Source organism: Cytobacillus sp. Hz8, assembly GCF_042263505.1.
Lineage (GTDB): Bacteria > Bacillota > Bacilli > Bacillales > Cytobacillaceae > Bacillus_BE.
The window spans coordinates 18,094-41,763 of record NZ_JBHKFI010000029.1 but is presented as its reverse complement, the minus strand read 5'-3'; the positions used below and the strand labels follow the sequence as shown (position 1 = coordinate 41,763).

27 protein-coding genes and 2 pseudogenes are annotated in these 23,670 nt (G+C 33.5%); 21 read left to right on the top strand and 8 right to left on the bottom strand.

What is annotated here, in order from left to right; all coding sequences use genetic code 11:
• The coding region (locus tag ACE38V_RS22225; protein ID WP_375844836.1) for a transposase at window positions 1–290 on the top strand (290 nt) is incomplete at its 5' end.
• Window positions 291–401: 111 nt separating this feature from the next.
• On the opposite strand, the gene ACE38V_RS22220 is transcribed toward ACE38V_RS22225, so the two are convergent.
• The gene (locus tag ACE38V_RS22220; RefSeq protein WP_375844835.1) at window positions 402–563 is read right to left on the bottom strand and encodes a hypothetical protein; all 162 of its coding nucleotides are present in this window, start codon (window positions 561–563) and stop codon (window positions 402–404) included.
• 226 nt (window positions 564–789) lie between these two features.
• On the opposite strand from ACE38V_RS22220, the gene ACE38V_RS22215 reads away from it, so the two are divergent.
• The 3 genes and pseudogenes from ACE38V_RS22215 to ACE38V_RS22205 all read left to right on the top strand — a co-directional run bounded on the left by ACE38V_RS22215 (window position 790) and on the right by ACE38V_RS22205 (window position 2,762).
• Window positions 790–1,047, top strand: coding sequence for an Imm70 family immunity protein (locus tag ACE38V_RS22215; protein WP_375844834.1), 258 nt, complete (start codon window positions 790–792; stop codon window positions 1,045–1,047).
• A 57-nt stretch (window positions 1,048–1,104) separates the two neighbouring features.
• A pseudogene (locus tag ACE38V_RS22210) lies at window positions 1,105–1,224 on the top strand (Imm70 family immunity protein); the annotation flags it as partial.
• A gap of 605 nt (window positions 1,225–1,829) precedes the next feature.
• Window positions 1,830–2,762: an alpha/beta fold hydrolase gene (locus tag ACE38V_RS22205; RefSeq protein WP_375844832.1), complete on the top strand. Its 933-nt coding sequence runs from the start codon at window positions 1,830–1,832 to the stop codon at window positions 2,760–2,762.
• Between the two features lie 254 nt (window positions 2,763–3,016).
• Here ACE38V_RS22205 and ACE38V_RS22200 read toward each other — a convergent pair whose 3' ends face one another.
• Window positions 3,017–3,343, bottom strand: coding sequence for a flavodoxin family protein (locus ACE38V_RS22200; RefSeq protein WP_375844830.1), 327 nt, complete (start codon window positions 3,341–3,343; stop codon window positions 3,017–3,019).
• 744 nt (window positions 3,344–4,087) lie between these two features.
• On the opposite strand from ACE38V_RS22200, the gene ACE38V_RS22195 reads away from it, so the two are divergent.
• The 7 genes from ACE38V_RS22195 (at window position 4,088) to ACE38V_RS22165 (ending at window position 11,273) form a co-directional block, all read left to right on the top strand.
• A complete protein-coding gene (locus ACE38V_RS22195) occupies window positions 4,088–4,405 on the top strand; it encodes a hypothetical protein (protein WP_375844828.1) in 318 nt (105 codons plus the stop codon).
• Window positions 4,381–5,772: a 4Fe-4S binding protein gene (locus ACE38V_RS22190; RefSeq protein WP_375844826.1), complete on the top strand. Its 1,392-nt coding sequence runs from the start codon at window positions 4,381–4,383 to the stop codon at window positions 5,770–5,772. The genes ACE38V_RS22195 and ACE38V_RS22190 overlap by 25 nt, the downstream gene beginning before the upstream one ends.
• Window positions 5,773–6,092: 320 nt before the next feature.
• Entirely contained in the window at window positions 6,093–7,202 is a 1,110-nt protein-coding gene (locus ACE38V_RS22185) for an acyltransferase (protein WP_375844824.1), read from the top strand.
• Between the two features lie 218 nt (window positions 7,203–7,420).
• The gene (gene tnpB, locus ACE38V_RS22180) at window positions 7,421–8,599 is read left to right on the top strand and encodes an IS200/IS605 family element RNA-guided endonuclease TnpB (RefSeq protein ID WP_375844822.1); all 1,179 of its coding nucleotides are present in this window, start codon (window positions 7,421–7,423) and stop codon (window positions 8,597–8,599) included.
• 371 nt (window positions 8,600–8,970) lie between these two features.
• Entirely contained in the window at window positions 8,971–9,423 is a 453-nt protein-coding gene (locus ACE38V_RS22175; RefSeq protein WP_375844820.1) for an OsmC family protein, read from the top strand.
• A 309-nt stretch (window positions 9,424–9,732) separates the two neighbouring features.
• Entirely contained in the window at window positions 9,733–10,278 is a 546-nt protein-coding gene (locus tag ACE38V_RS22170; RefSeq protein ID WP_375844819.1) for a hypothetical protein, read from the top strand.
• Window positions 10,279–10,286: 8 nt separating this feature from the next.
• Window positions 10,287–11,273 carry a YVTN family beta-propeller repeat protein gene (locus ACE38V_RS22165; protein WP_375844817.1) on the top strand — a complete coding sequence of 329 codons (987 nt, stop codon included), beginning with the start codon at window positions 10,287–10,289 and terminating at the stop codon, window positions 11,271–11,273.
• Between the two features lie 176 nt (window positions 11,274–11,449).
• Here ACE38V_RS22165 and ACE38V_RS22160 read toward each other — a convergent pair whose 3' ends face one another.
• The gene (locus ACE38V_RS22160; RefSeq protein ID WP_375844815.1) at window positions 11,450–13,012 is read right to left on the bottom strand and encodes a multicopper oxidase family protein; all 1,563 of its coding nucleotides are present in this window, start codon (window positions 13,010–13,012) and stop codon (window positions 11,450–11,452) included.
• A gap of 372 nt (window positions 13,013–13,384) precedes the next feature.
• Here ACE38V_RS22160 and ACE38V_RS22155 point away from each other — a divergent pair.
• Both ACE38V_RS22155 and ACE38V_RS22150 read left to right on the top strand, forming a co-directional pair.
• Window positions 13,385–13,648: pseudogene (locus tag ACE38V_RS22155) on the top strand (YncE family protein); the annotation flags it as partial.
• A gap of 83 nt (window positions 13,649–13,731) precedes the next feature.
• Window positions 13,732–13,959, top strand: coding sequence for a DUF2933 domain-containing protein (locus ACE38V_RS22150; RefSeq protein ID WP_375844813.1), 228 nt, complete (start codon window positions 13,732–13,734; stop codon window positions 13,957–13,959).
• A gap of 81 nt (window positions 13,960–14,040) precedes the next feature.
• On the opposite strand, the gene ACE38V_RS22145 is transcribed toward ACE38V_RS22150, so the two are convergent.
• The 3 genes from ACE38V_RS22145 to ACE38V_RS22135 all read right to left on the bottom strand — a co-directional run bounded on the left by ACE38V_RS22145 (window position 14,041) and on the right by ACE38V_RS22135 (window position 16,520).
• Complete coding sequence (locus ACE38V_RS22145) at window positions 14,041–15,288, bottom strand: hypothetical protein (RefSeq protein ID WP_375844811.1); 1,248 nt, start codon at window positions 15,286–15,288, stop codon at window positions 14,041–14,043.
• Window positions 15,289–15,505: 217 nt separating this feature from the next.
• Window positions 15,506–15,814 (bottom strand): AbrB/MazE/SpoVT family DNA-binding domain-containing protein, encoded by a 309-nt coding sequence (locus tag ACE38V_RS22140; RefSeq protein ID WP_375844809.1) that lies wholly within the window; start codon window positions 15,812–15,814, stop codon window positions 15,506–15,508.
• Window positions 15,801–16,520, bottom strand: coding sequence for a response regulator transcription factor (locus ACE38V_RS22135; RefSeq protein WP_375844807.1), 720 nt, complete (start codon window positions 16,518–16,520; stop codon window positions 15,801–15,803). The genes ACE38V_RS22140 and ACE38V_RS22135 overlap by 14 nt, the downstream gene beginning before the upstream one ends.
• 263 nt (window positions 16,521–16,783) lie before the next feature.
• On the opposite strand from ACE38V_RS22135, the gene ACE38V_RS22130 reads away from it, so the two are divergent.
• The 8 genes from ACE38V_RS22130 to ACE38V_RS22095 all read left to right on the top strand — a co-directional run bounded on the left by ACE38V_RS22130 (window position 16,784) and on the right by ACE38V_RS22095 (window position 23,068).
• Window positions 16,784–16,945 carry a hypothetical protein gene (locus ACE38V_RS22130; RefSeq protein ID WP_375844805.1) on the top strand — a complete coding sequence of 54 codons (162 nt, stop codon included), beginning with the start codon at window positions 16,784–16,786 and terminating at the stop codon, window positions 16,943–16,945.
• A 134-nt stretch (window positions 16,946–17,079) separates the two neighbouring features.
• Window positions 17,080–17,904 (top strand): prolipoprotein diacylglyceryl transferase, encoded by an 825-nt coding sequence (gene lgt, locus ACE38V_RS22125; protein ID WP_375844803.1) that lies wholly within the window; start codon window positions 17,080–17,082, stop codon window positions 17,902–17,904.
• A gap of 149 nt (window positions 17,905–18,053) precedes the next feature.
• Window positions 18,054–18,218, top strand: a complete 165-nt coding sequence (locus ACE38V_RS22120) for a YHS domain-containing protein (RefSeq protein ID WP_375844801.1) — start codon at window positions 18,054–18,056, stop codon at window positions 18,216–18,218.
• Window positions 18,219–18,376: 158 nt separating this feature from the next.
• Window positions 18,377–18,718, top strand: coding sequence for a metal-sensitive transcriptional regulator (locus ACE38V_RS22115; RefSeq protein WP_375844799.1), 342 nt, complete (start codon window positions 18,377–18,379; stop codon window positions 18,716–18,718).
• A gap of 20 nt (window positions 18,719–18,738) precedes the next feature.
• Window positions 18,739–18,945, top strand: a complete 207-nt coding sequence (gene copZ, locus ACE38V_RS22110) for a copper chaperone CopZ (protein ID WP_375844798.1) — start codon at window positions 18,739–18,741, stop codon at window positions 18,943–18,945.
• A gap of 169 nt (window positions 18,946–19,114) precedes the next feature.
• The gene (locus tag ACE38V_RS22105) at window positions 19,115–21,535 is read left to right on the top strand and encodes a heavy metal translocating P-type ATPase (protein WP_375844796.1); all 2,421 of its coding nucleotides are present in this window, start codon (window positions 19,115–19,117) and stop codon (window positions 21,533–21,535) included.
• 585 nt (window positions 21,536–22,120) lie between these two features.
• A complete protein-coding gene (locus ACE38V_RS22100) occupies window positions 22,121–22,744 on the top strand; it encodes a class I SAM-dependent methyltransferase (protein ID WP_375844795.1) in 624 nt (207 codons plus the stop codon).
• Window positions 22,745–22,921: 177 nt separating this feature from the next.
• Window positions 22,922–23,068 (top strand): hypothetical protein, encoded by a 147-nt coding sequence (locus ACE38V_RS22095; RefSeq protein WP_375844793.1) that lies wholly within the window; start codon window positions 22,922–22,924, stop codon window positions 23,066–23,068.
• Between the two features lie 98 nt (window positions 23,069–23,166).
• On the opposite strand, the gene ACE38V_RS22090 is transcribed toward ACE38V_RS22095, so the two are convergent.
• On the bottom strand, window positions 23,167–23,289 hold the full coding sequence (locus tag ACE38V_RS22090; RefSeq protein WP_375844792.1) for a hypothetical protein: 123 nt from the start codon (window positions 23,287–23,289) through the stop codon (window positions 23,167–23,169).
• A gap of 18 nt (window positions 23,290–23,307) precedes the next feature.
• A complete protein-coding gene (locus tag ACE38V_RS22085) occupies window positions 23,308–23,565 on the bottom strand; it encodes a hypothetical protein (RefSeq protein WP_375844790.1) in 258 nt (85 codons plus the stop codon).
• Window positions 23,566–23,670: the final 105 nt, after the last annotated feature.

Here is a 23,670-nt window from a genome sequence, read left to right as displayed (position 1 = left end):
TGTGGAAACGAAACTTTTCTCATGTGGAACAACTATACGATTATGGAAGTAACATACGTAAAATCATGTATACCACCAATGCCGTTGAAAGCATTCATTCAAGCTTTAGGAAAGTCACAAAAAAAGGAGCATTCCCCCATGAGAATGCCCTATTAAAAGTTTTATATTTGCGGATAAAAGAATTAGAAAACAAATGGAATGGTGGCCATATTCAACAATGGGCTATGGTGATGAATCAACTACTCCTTCATGACCATCTTAAAGATCGTGTGTTAAAGTACTTAGAATAACTTACACACTTTAGTTGACAAGCCCCTTTTTAGTGGTGGAGTGTCGAATAAACCACTTGTTGTTTAAACGAAGGAGGTAATCAATGTAAGCCCTATATATAGTTCTTCTTCTTATTTACCATACTTTTCTCTTGCATTCTTAAAGATAGACTCTAATATTTGTTGATCCATATCTCCAGTTGATTCAGCTTCTGGATAAATCTCCATATCATTAGTTTCCAGAGGGATTTTTTCTAAACTTGCTAAAGGTACAAATTTCACAAAAATAACCAAATTACTGCACCACGTTTACAACCTGCTTTTGCAGGTGGTCTTAATGCTGGAAATATTTCTAAACTGGGTAATTTGGCGGCGAAGTCTGCTAAATATATTCCGAATATTTATAATAATCCAGAGCTGGCACTGGCTGGGGTTCAAGCTGTTTCAAAACCTGTACCTTATAATGTGATCGATGACAATAAACTTTTATCCCAGATAAATTCGGAGGTCGATAAGGTTTATGGGAGCGGTAAGGAAATTCAAAGCATATTACAAAAAAAAGCAACCCGAAGAAGTAGTGTGGGATATTGAAAATTTAGAAAAAGGACCTCCATGGGATGGTCAAGAACTTCCACCACAAGTGACAGATTTAGCTACGTATTTTGCTACATCTAGAGGAATTACTTACTTTGACTTGTTATCTCATGCGTTCGATGACGCCGAAGAAGTAGAGATAGATATTGTGATACGGGAAAGTATAGCTGATAAAACATCATAATTTTTATTTGGCAATGTTTTAGAGTTTAGGGAAATATGACAAAGAGGTTTAGGGTCAATTTTTTTGTATCAACTTGGTACATCAGATTTTGTACATTCATTCTTTTCGGCAATAAGCTACCATTTAGAAAAAGAAGGATGGGGAATGAAGTACCCTCATTTAATGAAAGAACTATATAGTAGAACTTGTCGAACGATGCCCACCGCTCCATGTAAAGCCGTGCTATTAAGTTTATACGAAACTGGATACTGATTTATCTTGAAAATCACAATCTGAAATAAAGTGAAAGTTTACAATTAAAGGCCAAACCGAAGGGTATAATATTGAAATAACAACACAAGGTGAGTTTACAGTAGATAGAATTAAGGATTTATTAAGATTTTATAAAGAATCGGAGTAATATATAAGTGGTAAGCGTCAAATAGGCCCCATCTAAATTATAGGTGTGGCCTATATGATGCTTACCTAAATATAACTATGGGTATGGCATATCCTTTTACCAGGAACTAAAAAGGGTTCTCCTATTTTGGTGCTTCTTTCATAAAAAATGGTGAAGAATCAATACGTTTTTAAAAATTAATTCTAATTGACAACGCTTACACATTACGATTATACTAAATTATGGGTTAATAACTTGTGAGGTGAAGGCGGAGAGACACTAAATTCCTTTTTAAAGATTTATTTAGTGTGTCTCTTTTTTGTGTTTTCTTAAATAAGTAATTTCAAAAGGGTGTTACCGTAAAATTTATGATAAAAACTAAACAAGAAGGAGGAGATTGATTTTGTCATTTCAAGAATTAAGTTTCGAATCATTTAATCAAAAGGATACAATTAAGGCTTGGATATACTCCCCGATTCGTAGACCACGTGGAATTGTTCAGCTTGTACATGGTTTTGGTGAACATTCGCGTCGATATCTGCACATGATATTGAAGCTGAATGATGCTGGTTTTGTGGTTGCAGCAGATGATCATGTGGGACATGGAAAGACAGCCTATGATTCAGGGAACTGGAGTGATTGGGGTGATAAAGGGTATATGACAATGGCAGAAGATGAACATACACTTCGGAAAATTGTTCAGGAAAAATACCCTGATCTACCTTACTTCATGTTTGGTCATAGTATGGGTTCCATGATTGCTAGATGTTATGCCGCTGCTTATGGAGAAGGAATGGACGGTTTGCTTTTATGCGGAACTTCAGGTGTCTTTCCAACAGCAGGGAAAATTTTGCCTATCTTGAAAAAGCTTATTGACGAAGGTAAGGGGGAGGAGATTGATCCAACTTGGTTAGGGGAGTTTATGGGATGGATGACAGATCGCATTGAAAATCCTTCTACGGCAAATGATTGGATTTCTGGTGACCCTGACGTGGTTGCAGACCATGCAAACGATCCATTCAATAACTTTACATCACCGCCTAATATCCGTTCATTGTACTATTTTGCTATGATGATGGAAATGATTGTTGGGACGCAGTGGGCAGAAAAAGTGCCAGCAGCCATTCCGGTTTACAACATTGCTGGAGATCAGGACCCAGTTGGGCAGTATGGCGAAGGTGTTTATGCAGTATCGAATTGGTTAGCAGAAACAGGGCATAAAGTAAAAACAAAAGTTTATTCAGGATATAGACACGAAATCCATAACTATCAAGATATTAGGGATGAAGTCGAAGATGGATTGCTAGAATTTATGAATGGTATTATTGAGCAATAATAGAATCGAAATAATAGATCCGATAATAAATGATGGATTAGAATTGGCAAAAACAGCTATTACGGCATGGAAATATATAAAGTTTCCGTGCCGTTTTTGTTTTTTATCTTCAAACATATTTCTCATACAAAAAATTTTGCTATAATACTCCCTGCAAAACGTGCATACACTTAACCCTCATAAAATTTGCCCTATGCCCTAAATAATACTGGCAGTGGGGTTCGAGCCAGCCCCTACTTTTCCAATACCTATAATCAATGAGCCCTGCTTTCTCTTTGTCTTTTGCCAATATTTTTGTAAAATGAAGGGTTTTTAGCTGTTTGATTGACGATTGCATAAAATAGTTTTTCAACAATATTTTTTATTCTGGGACTATAACGTCTTTTCATTCCCTCAACTTCCATCCAATCACCTGTGCGAAATTTCTCCTTGCCTGCCATATGAAATCCCCATACGTGTAAAGCAATATTCATTGTTTTTAGTGCATGATTGGAAGAGCCTATACCAGAAGTTGTGACGATAATGGCTGTCCTTCCCGCAAAAGCAGGGCGATGATTGTTAAAAGCCATTCTGTCAATCAATTTTTCATAATACCATTATTGTCCTCAACATAAACTGGACTCCCAAGTATGATTCCATCCGCATGTTGTATTTTTTCTGATATCAAGTACTTTATCTCTTAGTGGACATAATTCCTGACCCTTATTGAAGCAAATGCGACAGCCACGGTAGAGCTGAAGATCTATATGTCCTATAAAAAGTATCTCATGTTCTACCAAAACGTTCTCCTTCTTCGAAATTAGGGTAAGCTCTTCTTCAAGACATCTGACTAATCTTGCCGTATTTCCATTTTTACGAAAGCTACTAATTATAGATATTATTTTCATAATACTCTCCCCTAACTCTCAAACCTTTTGTTGTTCTGGTATCCGATTATATTTAATCTATAGCAATATTATAGTCCTAATTTTTTTTATTTTTTAAATATTATGTTAATTACTTAATAGTGAATGTTTGATGAACAGAAAAAATCTCTTGTTCTAGTCGCTATAATCGTGTCGACCTGTTATGTGTAATATTTCCTTTATAACTGAATTTGGGTTTCAGTAAAACGATTAACTAAAAAGCTTATTAAATAGGCATTATTAGCTTATTTCGAGGAATATGTGAATAATTCAGGATAATAATTATTTTTTCACAAATTTATGAACAAAGTAAACTCTGAGATTAAACGCCATATTTTGTCCAATAAAAATGCATAGTTTCTTCAAACTTTCCTTCTAAATTCTTTATATAACTATCGCTAAATTTCAGGAGGTGGAAAAGTGAAGAAACTGTTATTTTCTTTATTCGTTATAGCCTTAATTTTTTCTTTTAATATAAAAGCTTTTGCGGATGAAGGGCATTCACATGATTCGAATATGGAAATGGATATGGACATGGACATGGACCAAAATATGGATCATTTCAAGTCTGGGGAGCATTCTGAACATAAGGAGAATACTGATGTTCATGGAGATCATCATGAACCAGTCAAGGAAACTCCGCCAAATTATAAAGTGTTAGGAACTTATGGAGCAGTTAATCTATCTTTTATTTTGATAGGTGTATGGAATAAATGGATTCGAAGGAAGGGGATATAGATATGGCGATGCCTGAGAAAAATTTGAATACAGAGAAGGAACCTTTTGATCTTTTATCTATACCTATAATTAAAAAATTTGTAAAAAGTAGATGGTATCCTGGAATATTTCAATGGATTGTCATTTTTGTGTTTTCTATCATTGTTTTTGAATTAGTTATGGGAAAGGTAAATCCAAGTAAAAACTTTGGTACCACGATGACCTGGGTATTATGGTGGCCCATTATTCCTATTCTCTTTTTGGTTGCAGGTCGTTTTTGGTGCGCGATTTGTCCATTTGGCAAATTGAGTGACATCGTTCGAAAAACAATTGGAGCGAATCGACCTATGCCGAAATTCTTAAGAAAGTATGGCATTTGGCTTATTGATTTATTTTTTATTGCGATAACGTATAGCGATCATGTATGGGGAATTGTTGAATCACCTCGTGGTTCAGGATACTTATTACTTTTGTTAGTCACAATGGTTGTGGCAACTTCTGTTTTTTATGAAAGAAGAACATTTTGTAAAACACTCTGTTTTTTAGGTGGCTTGGCAGGGAATTACTCAAGATCTGGTGCTGTTCAAGTGAAAGCTACACCTGAAATTTGTAGAACTTGTAAAGTACAATCTTGCTATAAAGGAACTGAGAAAGTGGAAGGATGTCCAATGTTTCAGTTTCCCAGAACAATGGAGTCAAGTGCAGAATGTAATGTTTGCGGAAACTGTGTGAAAAACTGTCCGAATAATTCAGTAAAAATTACAACAAGAGTACCAACCAAAGAATTATGGGGCTTAAAAAATCCAAAAATTGAGCATGCTTCTCTTGCAGCAGTTATTATGGGGATTGTTTTCGTTCAAAATATTACGATGCTAGAACCATGGCAAAAAATATTAAATGCAATTGGAACAGTTACAGGTACCTCTAATTATAATGTTAATTTTACACTGGCCTTTATTATTGCGATGGCGATTCCAATCCTGTTATTATTGGGTACAGCAAAGTTAGCATCATTCTTTGGAATGGAAGGTACAGTGAAAAAGAACTTTACTCGTTTTGGTTATGCAATTATCCCATTAGATCTTGCTGGTCACCTTGGCCATAATCTATTTCATATCTTCACAGAAGGCAAGGCTATTTGGTTCAATTCTATTGCCTTATTTGGGGTGGATTCAAATCCTGTAAGTTTGGGGCTTGCTTCAACTTCAACCGTTCAATTAATACAGTATTTAATAATCCTAATTGGGTGGTTTGGTACGACATTTGTAGTTTATAAAATGGGTAAGAAATCCCCATTTAAAGCTATGCTGCCATATTATGCACTCATGTTTGTATTAGCTGTTGTTAACATCTATCTTTTCTCACTTCCTATGAGTCATAGAGTTTAATAAACATGTGAAGAATGCTATTTGTTCAATAAATTAAAAGGGAGCCATATTGGTTCCCTTTTTATTGCAAAATTCAATATTTCTCTTTTTTTAAACTAAAGGGTATAGTCGTTTTTTTGAGTACTACAATCTCCTTTAGTTTTTTTGTTGAAAAGTTGCAATAAAATCTGGTTAAATTTTGCACAGCTTTAGGATAGATTGAAATCATTATTTGTTCATACTTTGGTTGCTTTAATAAAAGAAGGAGAGATTATAGTTGATTAATTGGTTTATTGGGACTGTAATATTATTATTTGCGACCATAAAAGGGGAGATTGTTATTGGCATTATCAACATTTCAAACAAAAATGACAAAGAGTAAATATGACCAGGTGAAGTTAGAAAATCGAATTATTTATATAGATTTATTACGAGTACTTGCAACATTTTTCGTTATGCTCATTCATGTTAGTGCAACTAATTATTCTCATTTAGATCCGACTACATATGAGTGGAATATACTGAATATTTATGACTCGTTGGCAAGGTGGGTTGTGCCGATGTTTGCCATGTTAAGTGGGATATTCTTTTTAAATATAAATAAGCCTTTGACTCTGAAAAAACTATATACAAAAAGTATTTTTCGTGTAGTATTGGCATTACTTGCCTGGGGATTTATTTATCAGATTTATAAGGGATTGTTGGGACATACAATTGATAGATATCTTCTTATAGATACCGTCAAGATTATTTTTCAAGGAAAGACCCAATATCATTTGTGGTTTTTATATATGATTATAGGTTTATACATCATCACTCCTGTCTTAAGAATTTTTATGAAAAGTGCAATGAAAAAGGATATTGAGTATTTTTTACTCTTTAGCTTTATTTTTACAAGTTTATTGCCGACATTAAATCGTTTTGAACCATTGAATTTTGTTGCGCCTTTCTTTATAAAATTCAATGTGAGTTTAGTATTAGGCTATACCATTTATTTTGTTATGGGTTATTATTTAGCTAATTATAACCTGAGTAGAAAAATAAAGAATTTATTTTATACTCTTGGAATCCTTGGATTATTTGTTACGATGATCGGTACGAGAATCCTATCCTTAGAAAATGGATCTCCTGATACTTTTTTATATTATTATTTAAGAGCAAATGTCTTTTTCACGTCGGTGGCAGTGTTCTTATTTGGTAAAGAATTTTTACAGAAAATACAGTTTAGTGAAAGAAGCTTGAAGGTCATATCAATATTATCTTCATATAGCTTTGGAATGTATTTAGTACATGATATGATACGAACAATTTTAATGAGATTTGGAATTGATAATTTGTTATTTAATCAGATATTCTCTGTTCCAATAATTACTGTAATTATTTTTATCATAAGCTTTATTGTCACATATTTTGTTAGAAAAATTCCTTACTTTGGAAAAAGAATCACATAATTTTATAGAAAAGCCAATCGCACTACAGTATTTGTTATAGAAAGGTCTTTGTTTTGCAAGAATTTTTATCCTTTTCCGACAGAAGACTCCCACCTCAAGGAACGTGAAGGGCTGCTGCCCAGTAAGTAGGTGGGAGATGAATGTCGGTTGGCAATAGCCAAAATCTTCCTCCTGTGATATAATTGGAACAAACGTTCGTTCAATGGAGGTGAAATACAGTGTTGGTTAATAAAGCGTTTAAGTTTCGTATCTATCCTAATAAAAAGCAAATAGAACTGATCAATAAAACAATAGGTTGCTCTAGGTTTGTGTTTAACTTCTTTTTGGGAGAACAGAAAAACAAAGATGCCTATTGGTACATGGTTGAAGAAATGGTTCAAAACGGCCAGCTCCCAGCAAATAACTGGAAGGGTAAATGCCTAAGTAAAAACGAAACAGTCAAAGCCATTCCAAAATTAAAAGAGAATTATCCCTTTTTGAAAGAAGTGGACAGTATTGCCTTGCAGAAGTCTGTTGAAAGCTTAGCTGATTCTTACAACAGATATTATCGAAAGCAGAATAAATATCCACGCTTTAAATCAAAAAAGAATCCTCTTCAGTCTTATTCCACCAAGTTTACGAATGGAAATATTGCGGTCATAAACCATTCCATTAAACTGCCCAAACTCGGTCTTATCCGTTTTGCCAAAAGTCGAGAAGTCGAAGGACGTATTCTAAATACCACGATTAGACGTAACCCATCAGGTAAATACTTCATCTCAATAGGAACAGAAGTCGAAATCACAGAACTACCGAAAACCCATTCAGTGATTGGGATAGATGTTGGTCTTAAATACTTTGCCATACTTTCTGACGGTACGACCTACGATAATCCAAAATTCTTTCGTACGCTAGAAGAAAAATTGGCTAAAGCACAAAGAATTATGAGTCGACGAACATTAGGCGGGGCTAATTGGTACAAAGCCAAAAAGAAAATGGCTCGTATTCACGAAAAAATGACTCAAGCAAGAAATGATTACTTACACAAAATTTCTACCGAGATCATCAAAAAACACGATATCATCGGTATGAAATATTTGTCAGTAAGCAATATGTTAAAAAATCACAAGCTTGCCAAAGCCATTAGTGAAGTATCATGGTCACAATTCAAAAGCATAATGGAGTACAAAGCAAAATGGTATGGAAAACAAGTCGTAACGGTGGCGAAAAACTTCCCTTCCAGTCAGCTTTGTTCCTGTTGTGGCTATCAAAACAAAGACGTTAAAAATCTCACATTGCGTGAATGGGAATGTCCTACTTGTGGCACACATCATCAAAGGGATATTAACGCAGGGCAAAATCTAAAAAATGAAGCGATAAGACTTCTAACCGCAGGGACTGCGGGGATCGCCTATTAAGATAACTAAAGGATACTTTGGTGTTCGTAGGAATCTCCCGCTTCAAACAGACCGTAAGGTTGTTAAGTGGTGAGTAGTTCAAAAAATAGGCTTTATTAAATCTCATTGCATGCCAGAGAAAAAGTTGAATGCCTTATATACAGAAAACTTTGAGGTCTGAACCTGGAATTGAATAGGGTCGGACCTTTTTATTTCTGCTTTTATGCTTTGTGTTTTCCAACTAATAGTGAGGGTCTAACTAAAATTATTTGATTATTTAGAAATTTGTGCTAATATTATCCTTATAATTCATATATAAATACTTTGATTTATAGTAGCTAGTTTTTATCCTTCACAGTATTATAGTTATTAAATTTAAAGGGGAGATTTTTATGGCATTAACAACATTTAAAGCAACAACATTTTTAAAGGATCAGGTTCTTGTAGAAGCAGAGACAAGGGGACACAAGGTTATTGTGGATGAGCCGGTTAGCATTGGAGGTACGGATAAGGGGATGAATCCTGTAGAACTTCTTCTTTCTGCGCTTGGTGCTTGTCAATCAATAGTAGCTAAAACTTATGCAAAAAAATTCGGCATAGATCTACAAAATTTTTGGATTGAATTAGAAGGAGATATAGATCTGGATGGTTTCTATGGTAAATCAGATGTTCGGCCAGGCTTTTCTACAATAAGATATACTTTCCACATTGAAACAAATGCTTCTGAGGAAAAGATAAAGGCATATACTGAATATATTGAAAATCATTGCCCGGTGGGGGATACAATTGCAAATACAGTCAATCTTATCTCAACAAAGGTTATAGTAGAGAATCCGGTTAACTAATGAATTAATATTTTAGCCTTTTATAATAACTAAATAAATTCTAAATTAAATTGTAATAGAAAATTCTATATTTAATATTTAAACAGATACAGATAATGCGTGTATCTGTTTTTTTTTGAAATCTTAAATAAGGTTAAAATCAATCTGAGTTTCATCATCTTTCATCGAGTTATTAGGTATTAATAAGTATTTTTTATACTCCCTTCATTTAAAAATTATTGTGCTTTTATCTTTTATCATTTCTCATCTAAATCTGCATATATTTTTGGGATTATATCAATATAGAAAAATAAAAATGGAGGGAGCTAAATGGATAAGAAAAAATATGTTATGGGTATAGGGGCAATTATTATTGTTATATTTATTGGTTGGTTTTATATAGAACAACTATCAGTTCCTAAAAGCTCAACAACTAAAACCATGGCTGAACAAGTAGAAAATAAAGGAGAAGTGAATAAAGAAAATACGGTAGAAAATGAGTCAACATTAACAAGGGTGGATTCACAGGGATCAGTCGCTATACAAGCAACTCTCCTTCCTGAGAAAAGCAATACAAATCTCCTTACTTTTGAAATTGTTATGAATACCCATTCTGGTGATTTACTTCAATATGATATTAGAGATCAAGCTCAATTGTCATTTGGAACAACTATTAATAGGGCAGGCACTTTCGAATGGAAATACACAAATAAGGATTCTCATCATATGTCTGGGTACTTAATGTGGAAAGGGAATATCGATGAAGATGATATTAACTTGGAATTAAAAAATATTGAAAACATTCCAACCAGATTGTTTACTTGGGAGAAAAAGGACTTGATAGGGATAACTCAATTAGAAAATGGAGAGGAGTAAATATCATTATGAAAAAGTTTGGTATTATATTGATTGGTATTTTTCTAATTGTAATCATCATATATATCTCTACCAAAAAAACAATGCTAGCTTATATTCCGAATGCTGACGAAGGTACAATATCAGTGATTGATACTGAAAAAGATCAAGTAATTAATACAATTAAAGTAGATAGCCAACTATCTGATGGAATAGAAGCAAGTAGGGATGGAAAGCAAATATATGTAGGTAATTACTCTAAAGGTGAGTTATTCGTAATAGACGCAGATTCGGGAAAGACGTTAGATAAAATTAAAACGGGGAAAAATCTTCATGGTATAGACATGACACCCGATGGAAAATATCTATATCTTGCAAGTGGAGACTTTAAAGAAGGAGACCAATATAATTATATAAGTATAGTAGACACAAAGAAACAAAAAATAATAAAAGAAATCAGGACTAATTCGAAAAGCCCCTCACATATTGATTTTAGTAAGGATGGAAGTCTAGCATATGTCGCCAATATATTATCTAATGAAATTTCTTTATTAGATACAAATAAGATGGAGATTATAGCAACTATACCAGTCGGAACTGTTCCAAATGAAGTTGAACCTTCAAAAGATGATAAGTATTTATATGTGGCTAATGTGACAGATGGAACAGTATCTGTTGTCGATATTCTCAAACAAAAAGAAATCAAAACTATTAATGTAGGGAAAGGAACGCATGGTTTAGCCCTTTCTCCCGATGGAAAGTTTCTATATGCTTCAAATCGTGGTTCCAATGATCTTATTAAGATGGATTTAGAAACCTATGATGTCGCTCAAAAGGTAACTACAGGCAAAACGGCAAATCATGTTTCATATGTGCCGGATACTAAAAAACTATACGTAACAAATAAAGATTCAAATGATCTCACAGTGATTGATGATGATAGTTTTAAGGTGATAAAAAAGGTGAAACTTGGAAAAACTCCTCATGAAATTAGTTTTGCCAAAGCGAATATATAATATTGAATCATTTTTTTAATATAAATGGGGGCTGTCTAAATAGTTCAGGTAGGATAAATTTTTTCCCAAACTAAAAACCCAAGAATGCTGAAATAACAGTATTCTTGGGTTTTATTATTTAACATTTTAAGATTAAAAAACTACTTTTCGGACAGCCCTTTTTTATAAATAGGTAGTTACTCAGGTTTGTTTTTCGCATTTGAATCTGGAGTAAAGCTAGGCTTGTATCCATCATATTTAATAACGTCTATCATTCCTGCTGTTGCGTGGTGTAAATCATGGCAATGGAAAAGCCAGTTACCAGGATTATCAGCTTTAAAGGCAACCACGTATTCATCTCCCGGTTCTAAATTAATCGTATCTTTCACGATAGGAGACCCTTTTACTGGGTTTCCATTTTTACTTAATACTTGAAAGGAATGCCCATGTAAATGCATTGGATGATTCACTCCAGCAGGTGAGTTATTGATTAACTTGACCTTTACTAAATCTCCTTTTTTCACATTGATGCTTTTGGTATTAGGAAAGGATTTCCCATTTATAGTCCAAATATTATCCGTATTGTTTCCATTCAGATCCATGGTATATTCAACGTCATAATTCTGATTTAATGTGAACTCCCCGTTCTTTGTACCTCCATAATTCATATAACTAAATATTGGTAGGCTTTTATCTTGATTAGATGTATCCTTTGAATCACTAGAACCTTCATATTGAATCTTTGTTTTCATTCCGTCTGAACCTTTCATATCACCATGACATTCGAGATACCATTCGCCTGGATTGTTTGCAGTAAACTCTATATCATATCGTTCGCCTGGCGCAATTGAAATCAACTGATCCTTGATTTCCTTAGGCTGATTTAAGTCCTGCCCATCTATGGCAACGACTTGAAATTTATGGCCATGAAGGTGGATGTTGTGAGATAAGTACCCAATATTGGCTAATCGAATACGAACCCTTTCTCCTTCTTTTACTTTAAGTGGTTCGGTCAAATCTCCACTTTTTCCATTAATCGTAAAGACATCATAATTGTTCATGTTATGGCCCATGCTGTTGCTATTACTGCTATCTTGGTCATTTGAATTTGAACTGTGGTCCATACCTTCCATATTGCTATGATCCATGCCTTCCATATTACTCATAGACATACTATCTGGATTGCTCATCCATTCATCTAACATAAGGGTATAATCCCGATCATATGTCTTTTCTTTTGGTTCAACAATAAACGATCCGTATAGCCCTTTATCAAGCTGGGTCACAGCTTCTTGGTGCGTATGGTACATATAGGTACCCGGCACGGTTGCAGTAAACTCATAAGTGAAGGTTTCACCAGGTTGTATCGCATTCTGTGTGACACCCGGTATTCCATCCATTGTATTTGGAACAGGAAGTCCATGCCAGTGAATGGAAATTGGATCCGGCAACTTATTCTTAACATGAATCTTTACTTTTTCACCTTGTTTAACACGAATTTGAGATCCCGGAACAGAACCATTAAAAGTCCATGCATTCACTGTCACTTTATTATTTAATTGAAGAGTTGCTTCTTTTGCAACAAGTGTAAATTCATTTCCTGTCAATGTTTCAACTTTAGTTGTTTTTACACCTTTTACTTGTTGGTTATTCTCAGTTGCTACAGTTTTTTCTTTTTTTGCACTATCGCTTTTGTCCGAAGAACAGGCTGCAAGAACTAAAATGATAGCAGCCAATAAAAAAGTTAATTTAATTTTCATTTGTTTACCCCCTTTATTTAATCAAATTTGATTTTAGAAAAAAATTTTGCAGAAATTAAGGATTTTTATATAAAAATTAAAATTACAAGGTCAAATATCACAAACGCTATAAAAAAGTTGTATATTTGATAAACAAATAAGTAGAGTGCTTTTAAATTATGAAATAGCATCTAATCTATTTTTTATTTATCAACAAATTCTACACTTAAATTACTTATATTTAACTATAGGATTTCTTAATAATGGTATTTAGTGTGGGGTTTGAAAGGAGATAAATAATCTGGTCAAATTGGTAAGGAACAGAATATTTTTTATGGAAAATTCTAAAGTGAGGAGTTATAAAATGAAAAAGAATATTAGTATACATAGTTTAGGTATGCTTATGTAGCGAATCAGGGTACGGAAGAAGCCTCTTCTCATTCAGTTACCGTGGTAGATTTAAAATCAAATACGGCAATTGCTACGATCGAAACTGGTAGCGGATCACATGGAGTGGTTACAAGTTCTAATGGGAAGCGCCTTTATGTCACCAATATGTTTGAAAATACAGTTTCCGTTATAGATACGAAATCTATAAAAGTAATTGACACAATAAAGGTTGGCGAAACTCCAAACGGCATTAGTATCATGAAATAAAAAGTAAGGCAAAGAATTTTAAAATCTCCATAAAAACTCCATTCTTTCTTTGTATGATATAAAAAAAGTAAGGAGTGATATCAATGGAATGGTTATCTTATTTGTTAGTGTTAATTTGTCCGCTAATGATGATTTTCATGATGAAGGGACATGGACATGGTGGACACGGTGGACATGATAGTGGGCAACAAGCCCATGACTCACACGCTTCTCATGAATTGAATATAAAGATATCAAATCTAGAATTAGAAAACCAAAAATTACGAAGTGAAGTAGATGCACTCTCAAATATGATAAAAAAGGAATCATAATATGTAAAGCCGTTATCAAAGATAACGGCTTTTACTTTCCATTTTCTATATCATTCTGATTCATAATTTAAATTATAAATTCTAAATAGTAAAAGAAATTTTTTCAAGGATACTTGCATTTGATCCAAATTTACACATGGCATCACAATTACATCGAAGATCTGAAAATAATATATAAGAAATACTACACATTTGTTCATGCTGAAAGGAAGGTCTTTGTAGTTGGGCTTTAATTTCTTTTTCTCGTCTATTTGGAGCAACCAAATAAAACTTGCTATTTTGATTATTCATTGAAAGAGCAAGATCGTAGAGTCTTAAGATTCCGGAATAAATTGAAGTGCTTTTCTCAACTTCAAAGGCACATATTATCTGATCATCTTGATCTATCCAAAGAACATCAATTAATAAGATGGTATCTTTCACTTGTTGTGGGATATCGAAAATTTTTGGCTGATGAAGTGGGAAATCGTTAAGTTTTTGATTATTCCATTCCCTGTTGTGATCATTCTTTGCTACCCAAACACGATAACCAAGTGAAAGACCTACTTTTAATAAATGATATTGCATTTCAGAATGGTCATTGTTTTCGATTATGTCATTAATAACTTCTGAATGCCTTATGCGATTGGTTTTTTCTCGTTTTTCTATTTGCTTCAATACTAATTCATGGTTTTCATTAATTACTAGTCGCCCACTTCCAATTTCAAAGAGTAATCCTCCAATCGCTCCTAGGTCTTTTGAAAGAAATGAACTGTATTTTATATTAAAGTCCAAAATTCTATCACGCATACGTAAATATTCTGTCCAGGATCCAAGTTTTATTTTTTCATTAAAAAGGGCGTTAAAACCATTTACTATTGCTGTATTGAAAGGAGGAAAAATAGTGGGGTGTAGGAAGTACAAAATGTTTGCTACAGCTGGTCCAAGTCCTTTTATCTTTTTCTCGTTTAGCCTTAATATTTCTTCAATGAGTTGTTTTTCATTCGTATACTGAAGACAGTTTTTAAGGAATCTAGCAAAATATTTTTTATTTTCTTCATTTTCATAAATATCGGGAATCCGTAATTTGGGTTTCCAGTAAAATGCATGAGCTGCTCCTTCAAAAACTTGTTTTTGCTCAGCGATCACCGTAACTACTACCTCTAGTGAAGAACCTTTAAAATCATTTCCAAATGTGCCTTTTTCAATATCCTCTACTACTTGTTTGACACCATTTCGAATAGAACGAAAAGCCTTTAATCTCTCAGTGTTATTAATAAACCAAGTTTGATAAACTGATTCCATATCAGAACGATACTCATGGATTAGTAAATTAACACTACTTTTCATTGACTTAATCCCCCTTTATTAAAAGATCATTTCTTTATTTTAAAAGGAGAATATGCAGATTTTGTGCATTAAATTTAATAAAAAAAAAGGAAAGATGCCATCTGGCTCTTTCCAATTAAAGATATTAAAGGGAAATGAAGTATGCTATAGACATATAATATAGAAAATGTTTGCAGAAACTAAGGATTTTATTATGAATTATTATGAAAATATTATTTTATTTTAATATCTGATCTTGATTCATAATTGTGATGATAAGTTTGTCTTGGTTTCTATTAATCTGTAATTTTAATAATGTTGTTGTAGTAATTCCCAATAGTCTCCGAAGCTCTATAGGGATAGAAATTTTTCCATGTCCAAAAACACATTGATTTAAAGTTTTATTGTGATGTTGTTTAACGACTTCAATCCTATTTTTAAATACATAAATAAAGAGATATTCCCCTTCGCTAAAGTCAAGATAGGTTTGAATTCTTTTAGGAATGGTGATTTGTCCGGATTTAAATGGTTTTTTATAATATTGCATTTTCTTCACCAAACAATTCTTCACTCTTTTTACCATGAGTATCCCATCGATAACCAATCCCAAAGACGGTTATAAGATAAGATTCAATCGGAAACCCGACTTCCCTCAAGCTATCTCTTATATTCCTTATATAGGAATGAACTGTTCGTTGACTTATAGCAACCTTTGTTCCCCAGACTGCAGTAACTAGTTCTTGGTGAGTAATAGTTTTATTTGGGTAATTTAGAAAGTATCCAAGGACTATAAATTCTTTTGGTGCAAGAGAGACATGATGTTCAAGGTATTTTAATTCAAATGACTTTTTATTCCAAACTAAATCCTTAAAACGGACAACACTATGATTAAAAACGTTTGTTCGTCTTAGAAGAGATCTTATCCTCGCCAATAATTCATCATTGTTCACAGGCTCTATTAAACAACCATCTGCCCCATTATTTAATATGGTAATTAAATCCGTTTTTTCTTTACTTTCTAAAATAACAATAATAGGTATTTTTGATAAGTCTCTTATTTTGTCAAGAGTAGGTTTAAAAGAAAAGGTTGGGGAAGTCTCAAAGATAATAATAAGATTTATGGATTCTTTTTTTATAAAAGAAAGAGCCTCATGTTGTGTCTGTGCCATAAAACAGATAAAGGGCTGAGTGTTCAAGAAGGAAAAAAACTTTGTGATCTTTCTTTCCTTCCCGATCAGTAATAATTTATTCAATCCTTAAACATCTCCTTTTGACTAACACTTTATGTAGTCTAATATACATAGAAAATATCAAGAAACATTGCAGAACATAAATTTGAGGAAACAACAACAGTTATTATTCTGTGTAGGGGATAACAGATTTTGTGAAATATTAAAATCGAAATAATGTCATAATTTGAATTAAGCAAAATCTGATTTCTGCACTGAATCTCCAAAAATGATTAGTAAAATGTCTATACTTACTGGAAATTGTAGTTTATTTTAAGGGGGTCTTCATGAAATTTGCTGTGCTTATTGTTGGAGTAATTGGTTTAACCATTTTTATTTATTCCATTCACAAGATTTGTTCGTGGAAATTAATAATGAAAATGGGTGAAGTTATTAATTTAATAATCTACTCTTTATTAATATTTATGATTATTGATAAGGTGGGATAAGTTTTATTAGAAAAGTTGAATTCCATTCAATTTTTCTTGATAGAAAATGCACTATTTATTCTTATGATAAGGACATAGCCAGTAAGGGGTGAAAGAAAAACAAATTATATGTTTAAAGGAAATGAGGAAAATAGATGAAACCCATATTTAGTATCGGACCACTAACGATTTATTTTTTTGGATTAATGATTGCAATAGGTGCAGCAGTGGGGCTCTATCTTTTTAATAGAGAAGCCAAACAAAGAGGCTTAGATCATAAATTATTGGTTGATGGCGCAATTTATTCTTTAATAGGTGGAGTAATTGGAGCTCGAATTATTTATATATTAATATATGACCCAGCTTATTACTTTTCAAATCCAATGAAAATCTTTTTTATTCATGAAGGTGGGCTATCTATTCATGGAGGGATTTTAGGAGGATTACTTGTTGGATATTTGTTTTTGAAACATTACAAGATTCCTATCTGGGAAGTACTGGATATTGTAGCACCCTCACTAATCATTGCTCAAGGAATAAGTAGGATAGGTTGCGATGTATTTGGAGGGCCGATTTCAAATACTTTACCATGGGGAATGGAAGTGAATGGAGAATATCTTCATCCTGCTCAAGCTTATGAATTTTTGTTAGATTATTTGTTATTTGGGTATCTCTGGCTAAGATTAAAAAGGCCTTCTTACTCAGGTCAAGTGTTTATACATTATCTCATAGGATTTATGGTAATCCGTGGAATTGTAGAGTTTACTAGACTTAACCCAATGGTTTTTGGTCCCTTTAGTGTAAGTCATGTTATGAGTGTGATTGGGATTGTCATTGGAATAATCTTAATTATATATAGAAAAAGATATAAAAATATTAGTAAGAATAATTTAAATAAGAACGATTACATCAAAACCGCCGCGATGGTGGTTGCATTAATGGTTGTTTCATTAGTTATTTATTATTTGGTACAAGGATAAGGTTGATGAGTAAGTAGGATTCCGCCAAAAATAATTTAAAAATTGGAGTCTAATGAGTTTATAGAAGTTAAGTTATTCTCAACTTTTTTCAGGTAACGTTAAGCAATTGTCTATAGAATATTAACAATAGATATCTTTAGGAGGAGAATATGATGTTCAATAAAAAGAACACAGATCCAGTATGTGGAATGACACTAGAAGGAAAAAATTTCTTAAGGGTGGAGTACAATGGGACTGAGTATTACTTTTGCTCTCCAAATTGTATTGAAAAGTTTAATATGGAGCCAAGTAAATATAAGAATTGGCCTTTTTGAACATATTAAAAATTGAAAACAGGAAAAATGGTTGTAAAATGACAATTTAGAAACATCAGGAAATCTTTAATCTCAAATTGGTATTAAAAAAACAGGAAAAATAACCATTTACATACTATAGGGGGGTATAGTATCATGAAGAAAAGGAGGGATATAAAATGGCATCCGAATTTGATGAATATCCGTCAATGGAAGATACTCATTGTTCTATACAGAGTGAACGGAAGAGTCATCACTCAGATAAAGTGAAACAAAACCTAATAACCAGGTTAAACCGAATTGAAGGTCAAATTCGGGGCATAAAAGGATTAATTGAGAAAGATACTTATTGTGATGATGTTATAACACAGATTTCAGCTACACAATCAGCATTGAATAGTGTTGCAAAAATTCTTCTTGAAGGTCACATGAAAAACTGTGTAGTAGAAAGAATTCAAGAGGGTGACATGGAAGTTTTAGATGAAGTACTTGTGACAATTCATAAATTAATGAAAAAATAAATCAAATGGAGTTGATTGGAATGGAAAAAGTAACTCTTAATGTACAAGGAATGTCTTGTGGACATTGTGTAAAATCTATTGAAGGTAGTGTAGGAGAACTAAGTGGTGTCTCCAATGTAAAAGTATACCTTGAAAAGGGGACAGTCGATGTTGAATATAATTCTAATGAAGTAACTCTAGAAAAGATTAAAGAAACTATTGATGATCAGGGCTATGAAGTAAAATAATAAAATCGTGCTTTTAATAGCACGATTTCTTTTTCTAACTCATATACCCCGTATGGGTATGAAAACTAAGAAATCCCAATTTACTTTATTTAGCTAACAACCGTGATCAATATTTTCGACATTATTCTTAAACTGTTTCATGTTAGCCTAGGAAAGGAGTGAATAAAAAATGGAAGGTCAATCATATTCTAACGTAGTTCCAAGTGAAAACGTAACTTTGAATATCACTGGTATGACATGTGCAGCTTGTGCAACTCGTATTGAAAAAAATATATCTAAGGTTCCTGGCATTCAAAAAGCAAATGTGAATCTTGCGACGGAAAAAGCATCTGTAGTATTTAATCCCTCTGAAGCATCTGTAGAAGATATCATTTCTAAAGTAAAAAAAACGGGATATGGGGTTCAGGAAGAAAAAATTAAGCTTAATATTTTTGGAATGACATGTGCGGCATGTGCAACTCGCATTGAGAAAGGACTTAATAAAGTTAAGGGTGTAACAAGTGCATCGGTAAATTTAGCGACGGAAAAAGCAAGTATAGAATTTATTCCTGGAGCGACAAATGTCGAACAACTAATTGCTGCTGTAAAAAAGGCAGGGTACGATGCTAAAGTATTGGGAGAAGCAGATGGAGACTATGAACGAAGTGCTCGAGAAAAAGCATATAAAACTCAAACAATCAAATTTATGATAGGAGCTATTATTTCAATTCCATTTTTAATTCAGATGGTATCTGACTTTTTGATGGAATACGGGAATGGCGGATTTTTCATGATGAATCCATGGATTCAATTTATACTAGCTACCCCTATCCAATTTTACGTTGGTGGTCATTATTATCGTGATGCGTATCATTCAGTACGTGGAGGAAGTGCTAATATGGCTGTCCTTGTCGTACTTGGAACAACGGCAGCTTACTTGTATAGTTTGATCAATACGATTTTGGCTACAGGCCATTATTTATATTTTGAGGCTGGTGCCATTGTTATGACATTAATTGTTTTAGGGAAATTACTTGAAACAAGGGCAAAAGGTCAAACATCAGAAGCTATTAAGAAACTTATGGGTCTTCAAGCAAAAACAGCACGAGTCATTCGTGAAGGTATTGAAATGGATATCCCACTTGAAGAAGTTCAATCTGGGGATTATATTTTTGTACGTGCAGGAGAAAAGATTCCAGTTGATGGAGAAATTGTCGAAGGAAGTACATCAGTGGATGAATCTATGTTAACAGGTGAAAGTATGCCTGTTATGAAAAAGGTTGGAGACACAGTAATTGGGGCAACAATGAATAAGCAAGGCTCTTTTACATTCAAAGCAACAAAGGTTGGGAAAGAAACGGCATTGTCCCAAATTATTAAGCTTGTCGAAGAAGCCCAAGGATCTAAAGCTCCGATCCAGCACCTAGCTGATAGGATCTCAGGAGTCTTTGTTCCAATTGTAATAGTTATTGCTTTATTTACTTTCGGGATAACTTATTATCTTGTAGGATTTACTCCTGGATTAGTAAGTGCTATTGCCGTTTTAGTAATCGCTTGTCCATGTGCACTAGGATTGGCCACCCCAACAGCTGTTATGGTAGGTACAGGAAAAGGGGCAGAGAATGGTATCCTAATTAAAGGAGCAGAACATCTACAAAATACACAACGAGTAACCACTGTCGTTTTAGATAAAACAGGTACGATTACTAAAGGTGAACCGGATGTTACAGACATCGTTCCTTTAGGTAATTATTCAGAAGGGCTATTACTACAACTTGCGGCGTCTGCTGAGAAAGGTTCTGAGCATCCTCTCGGAGAGGCTATTGTTAATGGGGCAAAGGATAAGGGAATCCAGCTTCTAGAAGTGAAAAACTTTAATGCAATTCCTGGACATGGGATCCAAGTTGAAATTAACAACCTATTAGTGCTGATTGGAAATAAAAAGTTAATGCTAAATCATAATATCGAAATAAATCCAGTTATTAGCCAAATGGAAAAGTTTGAAGGTGAAGGAAAAACTGCTATGTTAATGGCTGTTAATGAGCAGCTTGCAGGAATAATAGCGGTTGCGGATACTGTTAAGGAATCATCCGCGGATGCAATTAAGAATCTTAAGAAACAAGGTATTGAAGTTATAATGATTACAGGTGACAATCGTTTAACAGCAGAAGCAATCGCTAATCAGGTTGGTGTAGATCGAGTTCTTGCTGAAGTACTTCCGGAGGATAAATCAGCTGAAGTTGAAAAATTGAAGCAAGAAGGAAAAATAGTTGCAATGGTGGGAGATGGTATTAATGATGCTCCTGCACTGGCTGCAGCTGATGTAGGTATAGCGATTGGAACCGGTACAGATGTGGCAATGGAAGCAGCGGACATTACCTTAATGCGAGGAGATTTAATGGGAATAGCAGATACCATCAGTTTATCTAAAGCTACTATGAGGAAGATTCGTCAAAATCTTTTCTGGGCTTTTGCATATAACGTGGTACTTATACCAGTTGCAGCGATTGGCTTGCTAAATCCAATCCTTGCAGGAGGTGCAATGGCCTTTAGTTCAGTATCTGTTGTAGGAAATACATTATTCCTCCGAAAATGGCAACCTGAGCGATAAAATGAAATGATGATGACTATAGGATAATTAAAAATAATGGCTATTTTCTCAAAATTTGTTGTTATTTATGCTAACTAATTAGAAAGTAATGACATAGCAGCCTGAATACACGTAGACTCCTGTGGGAATGCGAGAAAGGTGAGACCCCGCACGTAGCGACGAGGAGGCTCATCGCTCGCCCACGGAAAGCGAAGTGTATTCAGGCTGCGGTTATAAAAGCAACAATCTATACGAAAACAGCCAAAATAATAAAAAGTGACTTCAGTAAACCTTGGCTGAAGTCATTTTTTATTATTAGCTTCGAGAGAGAAATGAAATAAATTTTAAAATGAATATTTTTAAGCTTTTTAAGGTAAATAAAGTATTATGCACAAAATCTGCAAACTTTTTGGATATACTACTTTTCAGAAAAGATGGAGAGAAAGTAAAAAATCATAAGTGGGTAACAGAAAGTGAATTATCCCCTGTTAAATAAAAATTGAGAAATTCTAAATTTTATAATTTAAAAGAGCTAATCCTGAATGGATTAAGCTCTTTGATCCTGTTTAATACTATTTTTTGGATATAGATAGGAATGTGATGGACATGGATAATTTATTAAATGAAAAAATTAAAAGACGCTATAATCGTATATCTGGAATATATGAACTTATGGATCGAATGATAAAAGAACAATGGAGAAAAGATTTATTATCAAAGGTATCCGGGAAAGTACTCGAAGTGGGAATTGGAACAGGGGCAAATCTTCCTTATTATCCTTCTGAAATTAATTCCTTGACTGGGGTTGATTTCAGTCAAGGAATGCTCAAACACGCTAAAGATAAAGTGCAGAGCGAAAAATATTCATTCCCTATTGAATTAATTGAAGCAGATATACAGCAATTACCTTTTGAAGACCACTCGTTTGATTCAGTTATCTCAACATGTGTATTCTGTTCCGTACCTGATCCTGTCAAAGGATTAAAAGAGCTTAAAAGAGTATGTAAGCCATCAGGCAAAGTTTATATGCTTGAACATATGAGAAGTGAGAATAAGGTTGTTGGTGTCGTAATGGATATATTGAATCCAATAACTGTAAGGCTCTGGGGAGCTAATATCAATAGAGAAACAATAAAGAATATAGAGTGTGCCGGTCTGAAAATTGATACAAATATCATGTTAATGGGCTCAATTTTTAGACAAATATCTATGGGCCCTGACAAAGAATAAAACTATAAAATACTAATATAAATAATCTGAATCTCCTATTTTCAGACATAAAAGTCAATAAAAAGTCCACAAGTTCTTCGCTTTTTTCAATTATATTTTGGTGAATCTTATCTTCTTTTATAATATCAAAAAATAGTAAAAGTCTAACTAGGAGCCAAAATAAAGAAATGAAGACTAGTGAGGAGTCATTGTACTGGGATTACTGGCAACAGCCTGGAGTTTTCTATCCAACCTGAGAAAACAGATAAAATGGCGGTTGTTGCCTTTGAGAACAACCTTTTAGTTAGTGAGGATGGCGGCAAGGAATGGAAAAAGGGAAATTAAAAAACTGAGAATTTATAAAAATATTGATGCTTAAACAGAGAAAAGAAAGAGTTAACTCTTTCTTTTCAATTAGGTAGGAAATTTGAAAAATATATGGGTCACTTTTGATTATTTTTCAAAGCAAGTTTTACTGAGAAATAAACAACCAATCCAATTATCACTAAATTAAATAACCATGCTAGTAAACCAAAACCCATCATACTATATCCAAATCCACCCATCATAATACCACCTCATTGCTATAAATTACTCATCATACTTTTTGAACTTGTATTTTTAGTATTTTGATTTTGCTTTGTATCGTTACTTCCATGACATGCATTAAACATGTCTTTTTGTTCTTTTTCAGACAATTGAGGATGCATTTTCTCCATATAAGGTTTCATTTGCTCAAAAGTTTGAGGTACCTTTTCGTCGTTATTTGTTTGAGCAAAAGCAAAAGTGCCAGCTCCTAAAATAAAAGTTGCGCTTAATATTCCAATTACCACTTTCTTCATTGTTTGCATCTCCTTTCTTAATTAAAGAATATAGTGATTGAATGAAGAATTTATGGGGAACTTATGTGGAAGTTATGAAGATTCTTTTTTCCTTTTTTGTAGATG

Coding starts and splice junctions, on each gene's coding strand:
- ACE38V_RS22120 (WP_375844801.1), top strand. CDS start 18,054: ATGATGTTCAATAAAAAGAACACAGATCCAGTATGTGGAATGACACTA.
- lgt (WP_375844803.1), top strand. CDS start 17,080: ATGAAACCCATATTTAGTATCGGACCACTAACGATTTATTTTTTTGGA.
- ACE38V_RS22105 (WP_375844796.1), top strand. CDS start 19,115: ATGGAAGGTCAATCATATTCTAACGTAGTTCCAAGTGAAAACGTAACT.
- ACE38V_RS22145 (WP_375844811.1), bottom strand. CDS start 15,288: ATGAAAAGTAGTGTTAATTTACTAATCCATGAGTATCGTTCTGATATG.
- ACE38V_RS22160 (WP_375844815.1), bottom strand. CDS start 13,012: ATGAAAATTAAATTAACTTTTTTATTGGCTGCTATCATTTTAGTTCTT.
- ACE38V_RS22090 (WP_375844792.1), bottom strand. CDS start 23,289: ATGGGTGGATTTGGATATAGTATGATGGGTTTTGGTTTACTAGCATGG.
- ACE38V_RS22130 (WP_375844805.1), top strand. CDS start 16,784: ATGAAATTTGCTGTGCTTATTGTTGGAGTAATTGGTTTAACCATTTTT.
- ACE38V_RS22175 (WP_375844820.1), top strand. CDS start 8,971: ATGGCATTAACAACATTTAAAGCAACAACATTTTTAAAGGATCAGGTT.
- ACE38V_RS22140 (WP_375844809.1), bottom strand. CDS start 15,814: ATGCAATATTATAAAAAACCATTTAAATCCGGACAAATCACCATTCCT.
- ACE38V_RS22115 (WP_375844799.1), top strand. CDS start 18,377: ATGGCATCCGAATTTGATGAATATCCGTCAATGGAAGATACTCATTGT.
- ACE38V_RS22150 (WP_375844813.1), top strand. CDS start 13,732: ATGGAATGGTTATCTTATTTGTTAGTGTTAATTTGTCCGCTAATGATG.
- ACE38V_RS22085 (WP_375844790.1), bottom strand. CDS start 23,565: ATGAAGAAAGTGGTAATTGGAATATTAAGCGCAACTTTTATTTTAGGA.
- ACE38V_RS22165 (WP_375844817.1), top strand. CDS start 10,287: ATGAAAAAGTTTGGTATTATATTGATTGGTATTTTTCTAATTGTAATC.
- ACE38V_RS22215 (WP_375844834.1), top strand. CDS start 790: ATGGGAGCGGTAAGGAAATTCAAAGCATATTACAAAAAAAAGCAACCC.
- ACE38V_RS22190 (WP_375844826.1), top strand. CDS start 4,381: ATGGATTCGAAGGAAGGGGATATAGATATGGCGATGCCTGAGAAAAAT.
- copZ (WP_375844798.1), top strand. CDS start 18,739: ATGGAAAAAGTAACTCTTAATGTACAAGGAATGTCTTGTGGACATTGT.
- ACE38V_RS22100 (WP_375844795.1), top strand. CDS start 22,121: ATGGATAATTTATTAAATGAAAAAATTAAAAGACGCTATAATCGTATA.
- ACE38V_RS22170 (WP_375844819.1), top strand. CDS start 9,733: ATGGATAAGAAAAAATATGTTATGGGTATAGGGGCAATTATTATTGTT.